This window comes from Nostoc sp., from assembly GCF_036917315.1.
Taxonomy (GTDB): Bacteria; Cyanobacteriota; Cyanobacteriia; order Cyanobacteriales; family Nostocaceae; genus Nostoc.
This window is the reverse complement of the sequence record NZ_JBALDR010000001.1, coordinates 108,922-127,104: the sequence shown is the minus strand read 5'-3', so window position 1 is coordinate 127,104 and position 18,183 is coordinate 108,922. Positions and strand designations below refer to the sequence as shown.

Annotated in this window: 18 protein-coding genes; 10 read left to right on the top strand and 8 right to left on the bottom strand. The window is 41.4% G+C overall.

The genetic code is table 11. The annotated features are described in order from the left end of the window. Positions 1–235: 235 nt before the first annotated feature. Entirely contained in the window at positions 236–847 is a 612-nt protein-coding gene (clpP, locus tag V7K84_RS00530; protein ID WP_334835372.1) for an ATP-dependent Clp endopeptidase proteolytic subunit ClpP, read from the bottom strand. Between the two features lie 478 nt (positions 848–1,325). Here clpP and V7K84_RS00525 point away from each other — a divergent pair, with 478 nt between their 5' ends. Next, complete coding sequence (locus tag V7K84_RS00525) at positions 1,326–1,481, top strand: hypothetical protein (RefSeq protein WP_179065022.1); 156 nt, start codon at positions 1,326–1,328, stop codon at positions 1,479–1,481. Positions 1,482–1,727: 246 nt separating this feature from the next. After that, a complete protein-coding gene (locus V7K84_RS00520; protein ID WP_334835370.1) occupies positions 1,728–3,785 on the top strand; it encodes a thioredoxin domain-containing protein in 2,058 nt (685 codons plus the stop codon). A 237-nt stretch (positions 3,786–4,022) separates the two neighbouring features. Here the strand turns inward: V7K84_RS00520 and V7K84_RS00515 are convergent, their stop codons facing one another. Further along, positions 4,023–4,232, bottom strand: coding sequence for a hypothetical protein (locus V7K84_RS00515; RefSeq protein ID WP_334835369.1), 210 nt, complete (start codon positions 4,230–4,232; stop codon positions 4,023–4,025). A gap of 51 nt (positions 4,233–4,283) precedes the next feature. Next, positions 4,284–4,532, bottom strand: coding sequence for a hypothetical protein (locus tag V7K84_RS00510; RefSeq protein WP_334835367.1), 249 nt, complete (start codon positions 4,530–4,532; stop codon positions 4,284–4,286). A gap of 93 nt (positions 4,533–4,625) precedes the next feature. Between V7K84_RS00510 and V7K84_RS00505 the strand changes: the two genes are divergently transcribed. The 3 genes from V7K84_RS00505 to V7K84_RS00495 all read left to right on the top strand — a co-directional run bounded on the left by V7K84_RS00505 (position 4,626) and on the right by V7K84_RS00495 (position 6,046). Then, on the top strand, positions 4,626–5,228 hold the full coding sequence (locus V7K84_RS00505) for a molybdenum cofactor guanylyltransferase (protein WP_334835364.1): 603 nt from the start codon (positions 4,626–4,628) through the stop codon (positions 5,226–5,228). 121 nt (positions 5,229–5,349) lie between these two features. Beyond that, entirely contained in the window at positions 5,350–5,517 is a 168-nt protein-coding gene (locus tag V7K84_RS00500; protein ID WP_223265134.1) for a hypothetical protein, read from the top strand. Then, positions 5,498–6,046 (top strand): chloramphenicol phosphotransferase CPT family protein, encoded by a 549-nt coding sequence (locus tag V7K84_RS00495; protein ID WP_334835379.1) that lies wholly within the window; start codon positions 5,498–5,500, stop codon positions 6,044–6,046. The genes V7K84_RS00500 and V7K84_RS00495 overlap by 20 nt, the downstream gene beginning before the upstream one ends. A 107-nt stretch (positions 6,047–6,153) precedes the next feature. Here the strand turns inward: V7K84_RS00495 and V7K84_RS00490 are convergent, their stop codons facing one another. The 5 genes from V7K84_RS00490 to V7K84_RS00470 form a co-directional block, all read right to left on the bottom strand. Next, positions 6,154–7,653 (bottom strand): family 10 glycosylhydrolase, encoded by a 1,500-nt coding sequence (locus tag V7K84_RS00490; protein WP_334835361.1) that lies wholly within the window; start codon positions 7,651–7,653, stop codon positions 6,154–6,156. A 602-nt stretch (positions 7,654–8,255) separates the two neighbouring features. After that, positions 8,256–8,660, bottom strand: a complete 405-nt coding sequence (gene psb27, locus V7K84_RS00485; RefSeq protein ID WP_190240755.1) for a photosystem II protein Psb27 — start codon at positions 8,658–8,660, stop codon at positions 8,256–8,258. Between the two features lie 209 nt (positions 8,661–8,869). Continuing rightward, a complete protein-coding gene (gene cofH, locus V7K84_RS00480) occupies positions 8,870–10,015 on the bottom strand; it encodes a 7,8-didemethyl-8-hydroxy-5-deazariboflavin synthase subunit CofH (RefSeq protein ID WP_334835357.1) in 1,146 nt (381 codons plus the stop codon). Positions 10,016–10,289: 274 nt separating this feature from the next. Next, positions 10,290–11,459, bottom strand: coding sequence for a hypothetical protein (locus V7K84_RS00475; protein ID WP_334835355.1), 1,170 nt, complete (start codon positions 11,457–11,459; stop codon positions 10,290–10,292). A gap of 492 nt (positions 11,460–11,951) precedes the next feature. Next, a complete protein-coding gene (locus tag V7K84_RS00470; protein WP_334835353.1) occupies positions 11,952–12,143 on the bottom strand; it encodes a CbtB domain-containing protein in 192 nt (63 codons plus the stop codon). 702 nt (positions 12,144–12,845) lie between these two features. On the opposite strand from V7K84_RS00470, the gene V7K84_RS00465 reads away from it, so the two are divergent. From V7K84_RS00465 to V7K84_RS00445, 5 genes are all read left to right on the top strand, one after another. Beyond that, positions 12,846–13,871, top strand: a complete 1,026-nt coding sequence (locus V7K84_RS00465; protein WP_334835351.1) for a multicopper oxidase domain-containing protein — start codon at positions 12,846–12,848, stop codon at positions 13,869–13,871. Between the two features lie 171 nt (positions 13,872–14,042). Then, positions 14,043–15,080, top strand: a complete 1,038-nt coding sequence (locus V7K84_RS00460) for a helix-hairpin-helix domain-containing protein (RefSeq protein WP_334835349.1) — start codon at positions 14,043–14,045, stop codon at positions 15,078–15,080. A 157-nt stretch (positions 15,081–15,237) separates the two neighbouring features. Continuing rightward, positions 15,238–15,672 carry a ferritin-like domain-containing protein gene (locus tag V7K84_RS00455; protein ID WP_322663110.1) on the top strand — a complete coding sequence of 145 codons (435 nt, stop codon included), beginning with the start codon at positions 15,238–15,240 and terminating at the stop codon, positions 15,670–15,672. Between the two features lie 120 nt (positions 15,673–15,792). Then, positions 15,793–16,761: an FTR1 family iron permease gene (locus V7K84_RS00450; RefSeq protein WP_334835339.1), complete on the top strand. Its 969-nt coding sequence runs from the start codon at positions 15,793–15,795 to the stop codon at positions 16,759–16,761. A 279-nt stretch (positions 16,762–17,040) separates the two neighbouring features. Beyond that, a complete protein-coding gene (locus V7K84_RS00445; RefSeq protein WP_334835337.1) occupies positions 17,041–17,478 on the top strand; it encodes a hypothetical protein in 438 nt (145 codons plus the stop codon). The last annotated feature ends 705 nt before the right edge of the window (positions 17,479–18,183 follow it).

The following is an 18,183-nucleotide window of genomic DNA, read 5'->3' as shown; positions in this document are numbered from 1 at the left end:
AAACGAGCACCCATATTTCAGTTACCTCAGTAGATGCATTCTCCGTATTTACTTATCTTTACATAATTAGGTTTTTTCGCACCTACCTACTTACTTTCATCTCGACAAATAGGATCTTGACCCTTTAAAATCGAGTTTTGAAGTCAAATAACCCCTCTTCAGTCATGAAAAGGGGTTATTTTTAGGGTTTAAGAGAATTAAAAGTGGTAAATCACCATTTACCTAATCGTGAGTATTAATTAACAGCAGCAACTGCTGGACGGCTACCAGCGGCATGACGGTCAATCACTTGGTCAATCAAACCGTAGTCCTTGGCTTCCTCTGGTGACATGAAAAAGTCACGTTCAGTATCTTCAGCAATGCGCTCAATTGGTTGACCTGTATGTTCAGCTAAATAGTCGTTTAGCCGCTTCTTGTGGTACAAAATTTCCCGCGCCTGAATTTCAATATCAGTCGCCTGTCCTTGAGCGCCGCCTAAAGGTTGATGAATCATAATCCGAGAATGGGGTAGACTCATCCGCTTACCCTTAGCACCCGCGCTGAGAAGAAAAGCACCCATACTCGCTGCCAATCCGGTACAAATTGTACAGACATCAGGGCGAATATGCTTCATAGTGTCAAAAATGCCCATACCAGCCGTCACCGAACCACCGGGAGAATTGATGTACATATAAATGTCTTTCTCCGGGTCTTCAGCATCCAAATACAGCAGTTGGGCAACAATCAAGTTGGCAATATTGTTATCAACTTGTTGTCCCAAAAAGATGATGCGCTCACGTAGCAGCCGTGAGTAGATGTCAAAGGCGCGTTCACCTCGACCCGATTGTTCAATAACGATAGGAATCATGGAAGCGTGTTTGTGGCTACTTTAAATACATTTTATCGGTGACAGCACGAAACTGGGGCTGATCTCTACTATTCCCAGGTAGATATAAGTAAATCTTGGCTATTCTGTCTGATTCAACAAAGGGGCAAAATGTGCTTTTGCAATAGATTCAACCTCCAAGGGCACTTTTTAGCAACAAAAGCTGTCTAAGAAAATATCCCGGTTTAGGGAAGAATAAATCAAAAAACTTCAATTGTCGCCAATCTTATATCTCGGACTTTGCTGTACAACCTTGGCGATGTATTGATTAGACCGATAACCGAAATCCGATTTGCTTAGGGAATTATGTTAACTCTTAGTAACATTTTAAACATTTTTTTAGGATTTCCTTCGGCATTTATCAAGTTATTTTTGTTAGATTCGGTAAATCGGGAGTACGAGGTGTATTTAGAATAACCAGTCGTAGTTGAAATGCTATCCATTAAGAGAGAGACGTGCCATGCTGGAAAAACTTATACAAGCCGCCATCATCACCTTCTTGCTCCATCTGATAGCAGGACTTAGCCCAAACACTTTAATTCAAACAAAGACAGCATCACCTATGCAAGAAACGCCACCAAATATTGTTAGCTTGCTATTGCGATCTTTTCAATAAGAATGTTTCAGAAGTTGCACAGGTATAAGTAAGTTACCGTAAATAAACCCAATTATATAGATGCTTCCCTTGTAGTTAGCGCTGGCTACAAAACTGCATTTTTTTACACCAACTTACTAGGCGATATTAAAAACAAAGGGATAATTCGCTCGTTGAGTTTCTTACTTAATGTACATAGTTGTCTAGGCTAACAAGCCTGAGAACAGGCTAGACTGAGCAAAGAAGGCAACTAACTTGCGTTTGATTATGACTAATCGCCTTGCTGAAGCTAAGAGCCTCTATCTCCGCAAACACGCCGAAAACCCCATTGATTGGTGGCCTTGGTGTGACGAAGCACTTGCAACTGCAAGGGCGCAAAATAAACCGATTTTTCTCTCCATTGGCTATTCTAGTTGCCACTGGTGTACTGTCATGGAAGGCGAAGCTTTTTCTGATATTGCGATCGCTGACTACATGAATACCAATTATCTTCCCATCAAAGTAGACAGGGAGGAAAGACCAGACCTCGATAGCATCTATATGCAAGCTTTGCAGATGATGAGCGGTCAAGGGGGTTGGCCTTTAAATATTTTTCTTTCCCCAGAAGATTTAGTGCCGTTTTACGCTGGTACTTATTTCCCTGTAGACCCGCGCTATGGTCGTCCGGGATTTTTGCAGGTGTTGCAAGCGCTTCGCCGTTATTACGATACAGAAAAACAAGAATTACAACAACGCAAAGCCCTAATTATTGAGTCTCTGCTCACGTCTGCGGTGTTGCAAGATGGTACGACAACTGAGATTGAAGACCATGAATTACTCCGCCAAGGTTGGGAAACTAGTACAGGTGTAATTACTCCTAATCAATCTGGTAACAGTTTTCCGATGATTCCCTACACAGAATTAGCACTGCGGGGAACTCGATTTAATTTTGAATCTCGCTATGATGGCAAGCAAGTTTGTACCCAACGGGGACTAGACTTAGCGCTGGGCGGCATTTATGACCATGTAGGCGGTGGTTTTCATCGCTATACTGTTGACCCGACTTGGACAGTACCCCACTTTGAAAAGATGCTTTACGACAATGGACAGATTGTCGAGTATCTGGCTTCTTTATGGAGTGCGGGAGTACAAGAGCCAGCCTTTGAAAGGGCGGTTGCTGGGACTGTACAATGGCTGAAGCGGGAAATGACTGCGCCTGAAGGTTACTTCTATGCTGCTCAAGATGCCGATAGCTTCACAGAATCCACGGCAGTAGAACCAGAAGAAGGAGCCTTTTACGTCTGGAGTTACAGCGAATTAGAACAACTGTTAACACCTGAAGAATTAACGGAATTAGAACAGCAGTTTACGGTGACGCCTAACGGCAACTTTGAAGGACGTAATGTTTTACAAAGAAGGAATTCAGGCCAACTGAGTGTAACGGTGGAAATGGCACTGAGTAAGCTGTTTACCGCTCGTTATGGCGTTAATTCTGAGTCGCTAGAAACTTTTCCTGCTGCTCGTAACAACCAGGAAGCAAAAACCACTAATTGGCTAGGTCGCATTCCCTCGGTGACAGATACGAAAATGATTGTCGCCTGGAATAGCTTGATGATTTCCGGGCTGGCTAAGGCTGCTGGGGTTTTCCAACAACCTTTGTATCTGGAATTAGCAGCACGTGCGGCAAATTTTATCTTGGAAAATCAATTTGTCGATGGTCGTTTCCAGAGACTCAACTATCAAGGAGAACCAACTGTTTTAGCGCAGTCTGAAGATTATGCTTTGTTTGTTAAAGCTCTCTTGGATTTACAAGCTTCCAACCCTGAGCATAAGCAATGGTTAGAAAATGCGATCGCTATCCAAGATGAATTTAACGAATTTCTCTGGAGTGTAGAATTAGGTGGTTACTATAACACATCAAGCGATTCTAGTCAAGATTTAATTGTCAGAGAGCGTAGTTACGTAGATAATGCTACACCATCAGCCAATGGAATTGCGATCGCTAATCTTGTCCGTCTCGCTCTACTCACCGATAATCTAGATTATTTGGATTTAGCGGAACTTGGTTTGAAAGCTTTTAAGAGTGTTATGGAGCGCGCTCCCCAAGCTTGTCCCAGCTTGTTTACAGCTTTGGATTGGTATCGTAATTCTACCTTGATTCGCAGCACAACTGAGCAAATAAACTCTCTGATCCCCAAATTTCTACCAACGGCTGTATTTGCCATCACATCTGATTTACCAGAGAGAAGCGTTGGGTTAGTTTGCCAAGGTTTGAAGTGTCTTGCACCAGCAGAAAGTGTAGAGCATTTATTGCAGCAAGTGGAGAAAAGTCAGGTGAGGGCGTGAAATAGTTTTATTTCTCCCAACTAGAATGTTGCCAGCTGGTCATCCAGTCTCGATCGTAACTTTCTGTGCGGTTGCTCATTTGACCCCGTATAGTGATGATGCCTAAACAGACTAAGGATTAACCATTACAAGCCCTATCCCGGCAAAATCTTTTTCGTTACGGGTGACAAGTGATAAAGAGTTATGAATTGCGATTGCTGCAATAAGAGAATCCATGAGAGGTAGAGGTCGCCCATTCTATTCTAGTTGCCCAACTAAATTTCCCCACAACACCATTGTTGAGACATCTATACTTAAGATTCTTTGTTGAAAGCGATTGGGTAGGGTTTCATTCAGCCAAGTTGTTAGAGATTCTTTCCGCTTAGATGCAGTAATTTTGCTGATGCCTTTAGCGATTTCGCCAATTGTAATGACGCTGAGGTAAAGTGTTTTCTGGTACTTGGGCATCTAGCCAATCTAAAACTTGTTGATGTGGTTGTTTGGCAACAAGTTCGGAAATCACGCAGGTATCAAGGAGGTAGGTGATGGGGTGAAGGCATCGCGGGGAAGGGTGCGATCTCGACTCAGGTCAAGTTCTTCGTTAAGTTCAGCCAAGGGGGATTGACGGAAAAACTCTGAGAGTTTGCTTGGTTGATCTGGGTGGGTGTTGTTGTGTGTGGTCAGGCTTTGAGCAAGGAGTTGGATGATGTACAGTTTATCGTTGGGGGAAAGCTGAAGGAGCTGTTGTTCGAGTTCTTGGATAGGCATGATGGGGTTTAAGTAGAAGATAAATTTATTCTACTTTCAGCGTCAGGGGTTAATTTAGTTTGACTCGTTTTTTACCCTCTATTTTTTTGACGAATGACCATTAACTCATGTAGCAAATTAACAGCGATTGTGTTAGCTGGCGGTAAAAGTTCTCGCATGGGTCAAGATAAAGCCTTGATTCCCATTCAAGGAGCGCCGTTGTTGCAGCGAGTTTGTGGGATTGCTAGAGGCTGTGCTGATACTGTTTATGTAGTAACTCCCTGGCCAGAACGCTATCAAGATTTACTTTTGGCTGGTTGTAAGTTTATTCGGGAAGTGCCTTTATCTGAAGAAACTCTAGCCCACGGGCCTCTAGTTGGATTTGCTCAAGGGCTAGCTGAAGTCAAAACAGAATGGGTGCTGCTGCTAGCTTGCGATTTACCAAGATTGCGGGTTGAGGTGTTGCAAGATTGGGCAAGTAGACTTAATAGTGTAGGGGATAATGCGATCGCAGCTTTAGCTTGTCATCCCAAAGGCTGGGAACCTCTGTGTGGTTTCTATCGCCGTCGCTGTCTGCCACAACTCCTAGAGTTTATCAACCAAGGCGGGCGATCGTTTCAGCAGTGGCTTCGGCAATATCCGGTAGAAGTTTTGCCATTAGCAGAACCAGAAATGCTGTTTAACTGTAATACACCACAGGACTTGGCTTTAAATTGAGTTGAAAAGTGGGGACTCAATCGTGAACTGAACCTACCGAAACTTTGGTAATAAAGTCATTTTGGGGATGATCTACACGCAGCGTCTTGATTCTGAATTCTGAATTCTGACTCCTGAATTATTGCCTATTCAACGTTTTAGCCCTAACGTGGAACTGCTAACTATATGTATTAAGGATGCAAGGAGGAATCATGGGGCAGACACAGGAGCTTGGACAGATTATCATCCTGAATGGTGTCCCGCGATCGGGGAAGTCGAGCATTGTCGCAGTGATTCAGGAGACATTTGATGGTCTGTGGATGAATTTGGGTGTTGATAGATTTATGCAAATGACTCCCGCACGATACTTGCCTGGGATCGGTTTACGACCAGGGGGAGAACGCCAGGACATCGAAGCCCTTGTTCCCATTCTGTACAGCGCTATGTATGAGTCTATCGCTGCCCACAGCCGTTTGGGTCTGAATGTCGTGGTTGATGTCGGACACCATGACGCCTACGCAATAGAGCGGGGCATTCTGGCTGATAGTGCCCGACGTTTGAAAGGATTGCCGGTTTTGTTCGTAGGTGTTTACTGCCCCATCGAGATCGTTATGGAACGACGACAAAACACGGGGTGGAACGTGGGAAGTACATCTGACTCCCCGATACCACATCCGGTTCAGTTATGGCAACGTGAAGTCCACATCCCTGGCATCTATGACCTTGAAGTGGATACCTCTTTGTTAAGCCCAGGTGCGTGTGCAGAGGTGATACGCCAGCACCTCGCAGATAGTCCAGCACCGTCGGCATTCCAACGACTCGCTACACACTATACTTAAGCTGTAGTTATGACTGTGTTAACTATATTTGGGATGAATTTGTAAAGTGTGTGATTCTATAAGTTGAAAGGGAAATTCAATCCCTTTCCACTAATTCTGTAGGCAGTCTACTTAACTCGACAGAATTTGCGATCGCTATCATTCTGAGGATATTGCCAAGAATAGGCAAAGTGGCTAACTCCCTTCAGTTGGGGGGCAAATTTGCGGAGTGCTTGCATTTGCACTTCTAGGGATGGACGATTACTAACAGATTTTCCCCACTGACCGGCTAAAGCCGGGATTATCTGCGTACCCGGTTTTGCCATACTCAAAACCCGTTGCACTTGCGACACGATACAACTGACATTACCGCAATTTCCATAAGCCATAGGATGCCACTCTAATGTATTGGGGAACCGATCCCAAGGTTGCAAACGAGAATCATACCCTTGTCCTACAGTTTGGTTGCCATCAGGAAAAAACACCACTCCTGTGGAAACACCTTGCTGTTTTGCTGGGTAACTAGCGATGGTGACAAAATCTAGAATTCCTTGCATAGCATGGGCAACGGCAAGCTGCCACAACTCCCATTGTAAAATTGGTTGTCTATCGGTTGCAGGCAGGATTGACTTTTGCGCTAGTGGGAGAGTGCGTCCTTGCCAAAGAGGTTCTCCTTCCTGGGGATAAAGTTTATCAACTTCCGCTACATCTGCCCCAGTGACAAATCCCTTACTCAAAAAGCGACGAATTAAGTCCAGCGCTTTATAATTTTGTGCCCGTTTAAATAAAGCTTCTTGGGTTGCAGGGCTAAATAGCCATAAATCTGAAACTTTGGTGGCGATGGAATCACTTCCAGCTTGGCGGGGATAACGCACGTAATCCAATAGCAAGCCATCTGGGCGACGGCGCAAAACTTCTTGTACCAATTGGTAGTAGTCGCGTTTTGCTTGTAGGTTGTAAGGGTCGATAAATAGTTGAGAGCCATTATCTACCACATATAAACTTGTTTGACCTTTGCCATTACGAGCGATCGCACTTTCTCTATCTGGGCGCTGGGCGTAAGTATAGCCGAAATTTGTGGTAAACATCCAAGCATAGACCTTCAAACCACGTTGCCGACCTTTTTTAATTGCCGTGGCGAGTATATCAATGTTTTCTGCCCCTGGAGTACGAATCACAGCAGGCCAAACCGTCGGGTTAGCTTTTGCTGGTAATAGTACCTGCCCATCGTAAAATACTTCTATATAAACTTGGTTATAGCCGCCATTAACAATCCGATCCATAACCCGATCGATTATTCCTGGCTGAATGTCACAGGGATATAAGCGTAACCAAAGCGCTTGGGTTTGCGGCCAAGTTCGAGAGCGACATTGCTTTAATTTCTGCGCCTGTTCTTGTATTATGCTTTGGTAGCGCGTTTGAGCATCTTGTTTGCCTTTAAGCGCTGACAAACGTAAGCTTTCTTTTTCTTGCGCCGCAGCTGATGATAACTGACAATACTCAGTTACTTGCGCCTTTGCTGGCTCGCTTCCCAAGTTGGGGAGCAACAAACTACTAGTAAAAACAACAGCGAATAAGCGCCGCCAAAATAATATCGATCTTGCAACCTTCAAGGGACAGTTAGACATACCTACCAGTAGATGAACAAATTCAAAAGAGTTTCAGACAGGGATTTAAATTCCGACTGTAACTTGTTTACCACAGGGTAACTGAGCAAAGACAGAGTGGCTCTAACTTTGAGCTACGTGTTGACGTTCGGTCTTAAAGCCTTTAATTTGCGATAATCATCGATCCCAATTTAAATAATTCTGAGCAACGTGTATCGAATTATATAGTTAAATACTAAGGGTTTTAAAACCTATTTTTTAAGACTCTCAAAGGTCTATTTCTGTTGCCGTATTCTTGTATGGCGGTTTCCAGTGCATGAAGTAGATATTAAAACTTCACCCTCAATGTGAATGCATCGGCTTGCATTGTGAATGCATCGACTTGCATTGTTACAGCAGTTCTCAAGTAAATGAGCTATAAAATGCAGGACTTACGCATCAGATATAAAGAGTTTCTGCCTCCTGCCTGGTTGTTGAGCGGCTTGCCCTGAGCGTAGTCGTTGGCGCAGCCTCTCGTAGAGAAGGGAGTCGAAACACTGCCTTCTGCCTTGACAAACAAAATAGTCAGGAGTCAAAACTTTTGACACCTGACTATTGATGATGGAGTAAGCAATAGTTAATAGCTAACCGCCACGTTTCAACGCCGTCTCTACCTGCTGCAACTCTTTCTCTAGACGATTTTTGAGTTTTTCGGGTACGGGACGATTTGGGTAAGAACTGTAATGTCCAGCCAGAGAATTGAGGGCTGTTCGTATGGTTGTAAACGAGCCAAGACCAGAAACAGAGTTAACCCGCTGGTAGCGAGCTGAAAAGTCATTAATTTTTTGACGCGCTTCTGCTTGAATTGCTGCCTTGTCTGGTGAATCTTGTGAAAGATCCAGAGCTTGTCTCATAATATTGACCACAGCTAAGGTGTCTTGACGATAATCCCCAGTCAAACTATCTGGACTGCCAGAACAACCCATTAAGCCGATAGCTACAACCAAAACCAGCGCAAGCAAACGCGACCAATAGCGCTTCATATGCATTAAGTAAAAGAATACGTAAATCAACGTCCATCCTATCTTGGATTGGTAACTTGGGGATCAATTGAGTGAATGGGGAGTGGGGGAGCAGGGGAGCAGGGGAGCAGGGGAGCAGGGGAGCAGGGGAGCAGGAGAGCAGGGGAGCAGGAGAGCAGGGGAGCAGGAGAGCAGGGGAGCAGTAAGTCTTACCCTCTGCCTGTTGTGCCCAATGATTAACGACTAATAACTTTTTGATAAAGAGTATCTCGTTGTTGGTAAGGTCTTTCTAAAGAAGCGATCGCAGTTTCCAAGGTTTCCACTTCCATACACGTACCGCCTAAAGCACCTGCCATTGTGGTAATATGTTCCTCCATCAATGTGCCGCCGATATCGTTGCAACCCCAAGCTAAGGATTCTGTCGCACCTGCAAGCCCCAGTTTTACCCAACTCTGCTGGTGGTTGGGAATCCAATTACCTAAGTAAATCCGCGCTACAGCCCCTAGCAGCAGTGCATCACTTAAAACTGGTTGATCGCGTCCGACACGGCGACGTAAGGATTTGGGCGCTTCTTGTCCCACGAATGGTAATAAAATAAACTCTGTGATCCTGGCTGGATATCCCCGATCGATGGCGGTTTGTTGGAGCGATCGCAATTTTTCTAAATGCCCGATTTGCTGTTCGTGGGTTTCAATATGCCCAGATAACATGGTGCTGGTGGTATGCAAGCCTAATTTGTGAGCGGTACTGACAATTTCTAGCCAAGTGGCTGTGTCAATCTTCTCTGGACACAATATCCGCCTTACTTCATCGTCCAACACTTCCGCTGCTGTTCCCGGCATTGAGCCAACACCAGCATCGCGCAAAGCAGTAATCACCTCAGCATATTCAAGTCCGTCAAGTCTGGCGATAAATTGCACTTCTTGGGGAGAGAAAGCATGGAGATGTATGTGGGGAAATTCCTGTTTAATCGTTTTTACGACTTTGAGATAATAGGGCAAAGATTTACCATTTATCAGTGCTTGTGGATTTAACCCCCCCTGCATACAGATTTCTGTCGCACCCCGTTGTACTGCATCTGTGGCTTTTTCCAAAATTTGCGCCGAATCTAACCAGTATGCATCGGCATCACCATCATCTCGACGGAATGCACAAAAACTACAGTGCTGCTCACAAATATTAGTAAAGTTAATATTACGGTTAATTATATAGGTGACAGTATCGCCTGCTTGTGTGTGGCGAAGTGTATCGGATGTAGTACGTATTGCTGCGATCGCCTCTGGCTCTGTTTGTTGTAACAATACCACTCCCTCTTCGGGAGATAAGTCGTATCCCATCAAAGCACGTTCCAGAATTGTTTCAAACCCAATTTGTGTCAGCATTACTTTCTTAATTTCTCGGTAAATATTAATTTTATGAGCTTGTAAATAATAAAATTCTACTTAATAAATATACCAATTTATTGAAAATCCCAAGCTTGAACATAAATTTTACCTTGAAAGCTGTTAAAAGAGCTTATTTTATCCCATGACACTACCTTTTTATAGTTTATAAAACCCATTAATAAAAAAATAGTTGTGGTTCAACCACAACTATTTTAATTGATTAATCTACATCTTTGTATTAGCAGGAATCTTTAGTAAAACTCTGATATTACTAATTTGTTCTTGCTTGTGGTTTTCGTCGATGTTGTATTAGCAATCCAATCGCCATACCAATGCCGACAAAGGCTGTAAAGTAGAATAAACCAATTAATCGGATATAAATTGGTGGTGCGATCGCTTCAACTTCAACTTCCTGCGCTACCTTCACTGGTGTAAATTGACGGCTAGATCCTGGTAGAGGAGTGGCTTCCACCTCGATTTTGTGGGGTGAACCATCAAAAAACTGTTCAAGCCATGTTAACTTCCCTTGTTCGTCGGGAATACCTTTGTAGTCAAAGACTGTTAAATTGTGTTCTGTAGCGATCGCTTTTACTTGCAAAGCTACATCTGTAATAGGCTGTCCGGTTGCGGTATCTTTCACCTGTAACGCTAAATTCGCAAGTTTTCCGACAGTTGCGTTTTTATCTCCGCCAAGGTTAATTTCTAATCCCTGAGATTTTTGAGATGATGGTGCGATGGTTTCAGTACTAGTTGAGTGATGTTCGCTGCCATGAGCTTCTGCAACTTCTGCACTAATATTGATAACTAATAGGGTTACTATAGCCACTACAGTTAATGCACTTAATAAAAGGCGGACTGACTGTGGTGCGATTTCTCCTTGTTGTAGTTCTTCTTGTCCACCGATAACCCAACCACCCAACAATCCAAGTGACAGTAAAATAGCTGCGATTACAACAAAATATTTATATTTGATTGGGTTTTCGTGAACATTGAGATTTAAAGTTTGTTCATAAGCAGTAAAAGTGTTTGCTACCAAGGGTGACACTTTAACTAATAGTTGGTAATTACCACGAATGGGTAACATCTGCTGTATTTCTAGCTTACCATCAGGTGCATTGGCATTCATTTGCAACAATTTTGTCCCCTCAACAATGGGAAAATCTGTTGTTAACCAAGGATTACGCGGCGGTGTCAGAATTTGTAAATTAATTTTGGCATTTGTTAAAGATTTACCCGCAGCATCAACAGCTTGTAAAGTCAAAGTAACAGGAGATTGCGGTTTTTCTGCCTCTGCTTCAAAGGGAAGAATACGTTCTAAAGGTGGGTTGGTGGAAAGTAGCACTCTAGATGTAGGAATTTGGGAACTTCCCACAAAGGAATAAAGAACTGACAAAACAATGCAAACAGTGCTGATAACTCCAAAAATTCGATATTTTTTCATACGAACCTACGGTAAATGTGAAGCTCATGTAATTTCTGCAAGTTAAACTTTCATAGCAGTGGATGAAAGTTACTCCAGATTATTATTACTAAGTAAAAAAATTCCAGTTAAAGAATTAGTCAGAAATCAGACATTATCTTATACCAATTTAATGTGAAGCTGCACTAAATGAGTAACTCTCTATTCTTGGCGTTCTTCTCTAACGAGACGCTACGCGAAGGCGTACTTGGTGAACCAGCGCTGTAGGCGGGTTTCTCGCCGTAAGCGACTGGTGAACTCGAAGGGCGGTTCGTTTAATATTCTGTGCATCTTCATACAGAATTGGTATCAAGTTAAGGTGATGTAGAGATGATAAACAAAGCATCTCTACAAAACCTAAAAGTTATTTCCCAGCAAAAAACTGGCGCGAAATTTGCACTATTTTAGCGTCGTAACTTTGTTATGTGATGTCGCAAAGCTTCATGCACCTAAAAATCTTGGGATTATGATAATTTAGTGACATGCAACGCCTAATGTGTGGTGACGCGCTGAGTGTGCTGTGTTATGAACTGCAGGATAGGTGGAGAACAAAACAGTCCAGATAACTAAAGAAGATAGCATCATATAAAGTGTTACCTGCACAGGTTTGGATAAGGTAATACCTGCGGTCTTCTGCAATAGTGAAATATGAGAAAAATTAGTCATTTTTGACCTCCTAATAATAAATTTCGGTAGTTCATCAATCAAAAGGCATAACGCCGCTTGATTGCAAAAAGATATACCATCAACTTTGTATTTGACAAGTGTGTATCAAATGTATTGTGTAATTCGACTTTAGTGAATACTATACTATCCTTTGACATCGGCCGATCGCGATGCAGAAATCTACACATAAAGTCCATACAAATAACAAAAGAATGACACATGATTTTGAGTGACGGCATTTTCAGCGCTGCTAACACGAAGGTAACAGATAAAAATTAAAAATTAAAAGTTCTTACGTTGCCAAGCATTCAAAAATCCTTGAATAAAGGTAACTTATGTTATCTCTAAACCAATTCAATACACTAGAGATTAGCAATAGTTTTTTGCTTGTGTCCATATTCAAGGTGTTATTATACTCATTGTTTATACTGTAAGTATTGCTGAAGCAATAAGTATATCAGGAATATGTATGAAACAGCTAGTTTTGTGTGAAGGTTATTTATACATAACTAAGCGTATAACTACAGTTAAAATCACGAAAATATTGCGATAGTTTTTAGAGTTCGATCTAGATTCAACAACTTAACTGGCAATTTAGAAGCACTGAAAAATTATTGACAATGATTATTAATTCCTCTAATATCTAAAAGCAATTGCAAATCTTTTGCAATTCTTTTTTGGCGCTAACTGTAACTAAATGTCATGCCCAACAACTTCGCTCTAGGTAACGGAAAACCTTGGAGCCGCCGTCAATTATTGCAGCTGGGACTAGCCGGTGCTGGAATAACTGGTGCAGCTGGACTTTGGCAGATGCTAAATCTACCAAGTAAGTCAATCGTTAAAGTGCCACCATTCGATAGGTCAGCACCAGACGATGTTACTAACCCAATGAAGATGTTGAGAGATTTTGATTATGGGACGGTAAAGCAAGAAAATGGGCGGACTATCCGGGAATTTCAGTTAACTGCTGGTTCTTCCATCATAAAACTCAATAGTGCTGTCTCTTACAACATCTGGGATTTAAACGGTCGCATACCAGGGCCAACGCTACGGGCAAAACAGGGCGATCGCATCCGGGTACTATTTCTCAACAACGCGGGACATTCTCACTCTTTGCATTTTCATGGCGTTCATCCAGCGGAAATGGATGGTGTTCGCCCAATCAGCAATGGTAATGCCACAATCTACGAATTTGATGCTGAACCTTATGGCGTTCATTTATACCACTGCCATATTGAACCAGTGACCCGTCACATTGCCAAGGGGTTGTACGGAATGTTTATCATCGATCCACCGACTCCCCGTCCCCCAGCTGATGAAATCGTACTAGTGATGGGTGGGTATGACGTGAATGATGATAGCCATAACGATTATTACGCCTTCAACGGTCTGCCCCACTATTACATGCATCATCCCATTGGCATTTACAAAGATCAGTTGATTCGGCTGTATGTCCTCAACATCATTGAATACGATCCAGCTGTGACGTTTCATCTCCACGCCAACTTCTTTGATGTCTATCGCTATGGCATGACTATGACTCCTAGCGAGAAAGCAGATGTGATTACGATGGGTGTCGCAGAAAGGCACATCTTAGAATTTGCTTTTCGTTATCCAGGTAAGTATATGTTCCATCCCCATCAAGATGCGATCGCAGAAAACGGTTGCATGGGTCAATTTGAAGTACTTGCTGAAAGTAACTCTCAAAATAATGTTAAACATTCCTGACAATATTATTAGTAATTTGTAATTAATTTATTAAAGTTTCCGTAAGTAGTTGATAAAAAATCTCATTATATGCAACAGTAAAATCTATGACAATCTGTCAAACAAACTACTTTCTAGATAATAGTTTGAAATGTTTCAATTAATACCTTTTAATTAGTGTGAGGAGCAAAAATGATAAAACTTCGTTATATATGTTTAGCAGCAGCAGCAGCGGTAATAGTTACCTTGAGTTCCTGTAGTAATACCCCAACCGCAGAAAATCCATCAGCACCAGTTGCTAGCACTCCAGCTACAGAGGCAGTAAGTAATAACAGTCATAGTGGTCACAGTAGCAAGGAAAAAATTAACATTAATAGTGCTATCTTGTCAGAATTAGATAAGTTTGAAGCCAAACTTGGTGTTCCAGCTTTATCTAACAAAATCCAGGCAGGTCGTCCTTATGGAAAACCAGAAGATTTAGTTACTAAAAAAATAATTACTCAAGAACAGTTCGACCAAATTAAAGACCAGGTTGGCGTTCAGGAAGTGGTACTCACAGGTGAGGCAAAAGATGTTGATTATATGTCTAAATTAGGCTTAATGAAAGGGCATCTTTTGGTAGCCAAAGAACTGCTAGATCAAAATCAGCCGAAACAGGCAGAACCTCATATTGGTCATCCAGTAGAAGAGATTTACGTTGATGTGGAAGATCAACTTAATGAACGTAAAGTCAAAGAATTTAAGACAACTTTAGTAAGTTTGCAAGATTTAGTGAAATCTAGTCCGAAGGATAGCAAAGTTAAGACTAATTTTACTTCTTCAATGCAAGCAGTTGATGGAGCGATCGCAGCTTTGCCAGAAGCTCAACGCTCAAAACCAGGATTTACACTACAGGTAATTAACGAACTATTAGATTCAGCCAACTCCGAATATGGCGCGGCGATCGCAAATGGTAAAGTAACCGCGCCAATTGAGTATCAAGACTCCCGTGGTTTTGTCTTTTACGCCAATGAATTATACAAAGGAATTTCTAGTCAAGTAGCTCAAGCAGATCCCGAAGCACACAAAGCGATCGACACTAGTTTTGCTGAACTAATAAAAGTTTGGCCCGCCGCCATCCCACCAGCAAAAGCAGTAAAAATTCCTAATGATGTTACCAAGCTAGTGAAAACCATTGAGGAAAACTCTCAAAAAGTGGTTGACAAATCCAATACCCAAGCACAGCGATAACACTTTAATTTAATGGGAAGTATAGGTTAAAGAGTTTAAACTAGTAGGAGTTAGGAGTTATGAATTATGAGTTATGAATCCCAAAATACTAACTCTTAGCTTCCAACTCCTCACTCCTAACTAATTACACTCCCTTCGTTACTTTAACTAACAACTGATGCAAGAACTTGACCATAAAAAGACTATTGACCTGCTGAACGCCATCATGGAATTTGAACTAGCAGGAGTAGTGCGCTACACACATTATTCTTTGATGGTAACTGGCCCTAACCGTATTCCAATTGTGGCTTTTTTCAAAGCACAGGCAAGTGAATCTTTACTTCATGCCGAACAAGTGGGAGAAATTCTCACCGGTTTAGATGGGCATCCCTCCCTGAAAATCGCCCCAATGGAAGAAACCTACCAGCATAAAGTCAAGGATATCTTGGAAGAAAGTTTATCCCATGAAAAAAAGGCATTGGATCTGTATAAAAAATTGCTCGAAACCGTCACCAATGCCAGCATTTACCTTGAAGAATTCGCTCGCGGTATGATTGGACAAGAAGAGATGCATAATCTCGAACTGAAAAAGATGCTACGCGATTTTGGTTAATAGTCATTAGTCATTAGTCCTTAGTCATTAGTCATTAGTCAAAAAGAAATTCAAAGGACAAAGGACAGATGACAAAAGACAAAGGACTAATGACAAAGGACAAAAGACAAAGGACAAAAGATGAATTTTAGTACTGCTCTACCTACTTTTGTAATAACACTTCGAGAAGGAGTGGAAGCTGCCCTTGTTGTTGGCATTGTGCTAGCTTTGCTGAAAAAAGCTAAACAATCCCGACTCAATTCATGGGTATATGCTGGTGTCGGCGTTGGCATTGTCGTCAGTGCCTTAATAGGCGTGTTATTCAGTTGGATAATTCAAGTACTGGGAGCCGCGAATCCTCAATACACCACCGTAGTTGAACCAGCGCTAGAAGGTGTATTTAGTGTATTAGCGATCGCAATGCTCAGTTGGATGCTAATCTGGATGACTAAACAAGCCAAATTCATGAAAGCTACAGTTGAGGGAGCAGTAACAGAAGCACTGACACAAAACTCAAATGCTGGCTGGGGTGTTTTTACTTTAATTTTAATTGCCGTTGTCCGCGAAGGGTTTGAAACTGTTCTCTTCGTTGCAGCTAATTTTCAACAGGGATTAATGCCAGCCTTGGGCGCTATTGCTGGTTTAGTAGCGGCATCTGCCATTGGAGTGCTGCTATTTAAATGGGGTGTCAAAATTAACATCCGCCAGTTTTTCCAGGTAATGGGCGTTTTATTAGTGTTGATTGTCGCTGGGTTGGTAGTTTCAGCCTTGAAACACTTTGACGAAGCAGTAGCTAACCTTGCCCTTAGCAGTCGTGCCACAGAAAACCTTTGTTTCTATTACGAACGTTTTACAAAAGTCCACTCCTGTATTTTGGGGCCTATGGTTTCCAATACTTCCACAATCTTACCTGACGAACAGTTTCCTGGGATTATTCTCAAATCTTTATTTGGCTATAGAGACAACCTCTATCTTGTGCAAGCAGTGGGATACGTGGGATTTTTACTCACCATTGGAGGACTGTATTTCCGCAGCCTTGGGGGTGCTTCTTCTGAAGGTAAAAAGAATGTCCCTTTTGGTCAAAAACCAATTAGTTCTGCAAAAGATTAAAAGCACAGTCAGTTACCTTGTTTGCAGTCTCCCTTATTCCCAGTCTATGGCTGGGAATCGCCTTTGGATAGCTACACTAATGTCGATTTAGAAGTAGCTACCTTAGTTAAAACCACAGTTAATATTTTTGCCATTGTAATTGAATACAAATATTTTCAAGTAATACCAATTTGAAAAAATAATGCAACAAATCAACTATTTGTAGAGACGCGATTCATGGCGTTTTTAGCCAAGAACGTGTTGCAATCACTAATTGAATTGGTGTCATCAAAAAAGTAAATGAGCAAAGTTTTTATATTAAATTCCTTATTGTTACTTTCTCAAATACCCAATCAAGAAACAAAATTTTTAGATTTAAAAAATAAATTAGAAAATAAAGGATTTCAGGTAATCATTGCACTACCACTAAAGCGAGGAGCCTATGGTTTACTAAGAGAAACTGACAAAAAAATCTGGATTAATCCCGTAGTGTTTGAATTACATATTGGAATTCAAACACTAATCCATGAAACTGTTCATGCAGCCCAGGTATGTGCCGGAAAAGGAAAAATAAAAACTTTAGGTTTAGACATTCAACCAAGCAATTATGCTCGACCATTTTTTAGGCGCTATACCGATGTCAAACGACAAGATTTAGAAAAAGAAGCTTATGCAGTGCAAACTCAACCTAATAGTTTTGAATTAGCTATATCTCTTCTTCAACAACACTGTAAATAGCTAGTTTAGTAGATGCAAAAGCTAAAGCGCCTTTCTTTAACTGCTTTCTAATAGAAAGTGTTGTTGAGTAATAATATTGAGTACAAAGAATGCTTTAAAACACGAATTTATTAATGATTTTTTAATACAAAATAACAATAAAGATGCTTTGCAGCAGTTTCAAATTAATTTGAATGTTGAAGTAATCATAGTAATTGTCAAATTCATGTTGTCTTACTATCTATCGAGTACACGCATTTATTAAGACGGTTTGGAAAACTAGGTTCTCTAGTATTAACTTGACACTCCTTTTTTCCAACTTTCCTGCTGTTTTTGATAACTCCTATAAAAATTCTCTCTTGTTGTAACTCAAATCGGCAAATAGCGTCATCAGAAGTGATGAAACTCGGTTCAAAGTTCTCATAAACACTAAAATTTTTATCATTTGGACATTCTACTCGCTCAACAAGATTAATATGATTACCTAGAGCGAATTGTACGATAAACACAAAAAGAATGAAACAACCAAAAAATCCTGTTACTAGAATACTAAAAAATTTTAGCAAGTCTTCTTTGAACAAAAAGCTATTGATAAATAGTAATAAAGGTGTGATATAAAAATATAATGTGGTAATTTTATTGAATAGGTCAAACTCAAAAATAATTTTGCTTGACCAATTTAAATGCCAGTTAAAAATGAGCGGTATTAGACTAATTATAATACAG

What these genes read in the sequence shown, in the direction of transcription:
- clpP (WP_334835372.1), bottom strand. Translation starts at nt 847, where the DNA reads ATGATTCCTATCGTTATTGAACAATCGGGTCGAGGTGAACGCGCCTTT.
- V7K84_RS00525 (WP_179065022.1), top strand. Translation starts at nt 1,326, where the DNA reads ATGCTGGAAAAACTTATACAAGCCGCCATCATCACCTTCTTGCTCCAT.
- V7K84_RS00520 (WP_334835370.1), top strand. Translation starts at nt 1,728, where the DNA reads ATGACTAATCGCCTTGCTGAAGCTAAGAGCCTCTATCTCCGCAAACAC.
- V7K84_RS00515 (WP_334835369.1), bottom strand. Translation starts at nt 4,232, where the DNA reads ATGCCCAAGTACCAGAAAACACTTTACCTCAGCGTCATTACAATTGGC.
- V7K84_RS00510 (WP_334835367.1), bottom strand. Translation starts at nt 4,532, where the DNA reads ATGCCTATCCAAGAACTCGAACAACAGCTCCTTCAGCTTTCCCCCAAC.
- V7K84_RS00505 (WP_334835364.1), top strand. Translation starts at nt 4,626, where the DNA reads ATGACCATTAACTCATGTAGCAAATTAACAGCGATTGTGTTAGCTGGC.
- V7K84_RS00490 (WP_334835361.1), bottom strand. Translation starts at nt 7,653, where the DNA reads ATGTCTAACTGTCCCTTGAAGGTTGCAAGATCGATATTATTTTGGCGG.
- psb27 (WP_190240755.1), bottom strand. Translation starts at nt 8,660, where the DNA reads ATGCATATGAAGCGCTATTGGTCGCGTTTGCTTGCGCTGGTTTTGGTT.
- cofH (WP_334835357.1), bottom strand. Translation starts at nt 10,015, where the DNA reads ATGCTGACACAAATTGGGTTTGAAACAATTCTGGAACGTGCTTTGATG.
- V7K84_RS00475 (WP_334835355.1), bottom strand. Translation starts at nt 11,459, where the DNA reads ATGAAAAAATATCGAATTTTTGGAGTTATCAGCACTGTTTGCATTGTT.
- V7K84_RS00470 (WP_334835353.1), bottom strand. Translation starts at nt 12,143, where the DNA reads ATGACTAATTTTTCTCATATTTCACTATTGCAGAAGACCGCAGGTATT.
- V7K84_RS00465 (WP_334835351.1), top strand. Translation starts at nt 12,846, where the DNA reads ATGCCCAACAACTTCGCTCTAGGTAACGGAAAACCTTGGAGCCGCCGT.
- V7K84_RS00460 (WP_334835349.1), top strand. Translation starts at nt 14,043, where the DNA reads ATGATAAAACTTCGTTATATATGTTTAGCAGCAGCAGCAGCGGTAATA.
- V7K84_RS00455 (WP_322663110.1), top strand. Translation starts at nt 15,238, where the DNA reads ATGCAAGAACTTGACCATAAAAAGACTATTGACCTGCTGAACGCCATC.
- V7K84_RS00450 (WP_334835339.1), top strand. Translation starts at nt 15,793, where the DNA reads ATGAATTTTAGTACTGCTCTACCTACTTTTGTAATAACACTTCGAGAA.
- V7K84_RS00445 (WP_334835337.1), top strand. Translation starts at nt 17,041, where the DNA reads ATGAGCAAAGTTTTTATATTAAATTCCTTATTGTTACTTTCTCAAATA.